Here is a 533-nt window from a genome sequence, read left to right as displayed (position 1 = left end):
GCACCTACAGTACGACCACCTTCACGGATCGCAAAACGTAGACCTGGGTCCATTGCGATTGGGTGGATTAATTCTACTGACATTTCAACGTTGTCACCTGGCATTACCATTTCAACGCCTTCTTTCAACTGGATTGCACCAGTTACGTCAGTTGTACGGAAATAGAATTGTGGACGGTAACCGTTAAGGAATGGAGTGTGACGACCACCTTCTTCTTTAGAAAGTACGTATACTTCCGCATCGAATTTAGTGTGTGGCTTGATTGTACCTGGTTTAGCAAGTACTTGACCACGTTGTACGTCTTCACGCTTAGTACCACGTAAAAGAACACCACAGTTCTCGCCCGCACGACCTTCGTCAAGAAGTTTACGGAACATTTCTACGCCAGTTACAGTTGTTTTAACTGTGTCTTTGATACCAACGATTTCAACTTCTTCGCCTACTTTCACGATACCAGTTTCTACACGGCCAGTTACTACTGTACCACGACCAGAAATAGAGAATACGTCTTCGATTGGCATTAAGAATGCTTG

Annotated in this window: 1 protein-coding gene; it reads right to left on the bottom strand. The window is 44.5% G+C overall.

Going from position 1 to position 533, the window contains the following annotated elements:
* Positions 1-533, bottom strand: a 533-nt coding sequence (locus VF675_RS13785) for an EF-Tu/IF-2/RF-3 family GTPase (RefSeq protein WP_346781720.1), incomplete at both ends; no start/stop codon positions are given.

Source organism: Acinetobacter sp. Lyrl_1, assembly GCF_051948795.1.
GTDB lineage: Bacteria > Pseudomonadota > Gammaproteobacteria > Pseudomonadales > Moraxellaceae > Acinetobacter > Acinetobacter towneri.
The sequence above is the reverse complement of the archived record's forward strand: the minus strand, read 5'-3'. Positions and strand labels throughout refer to the sequence as shown.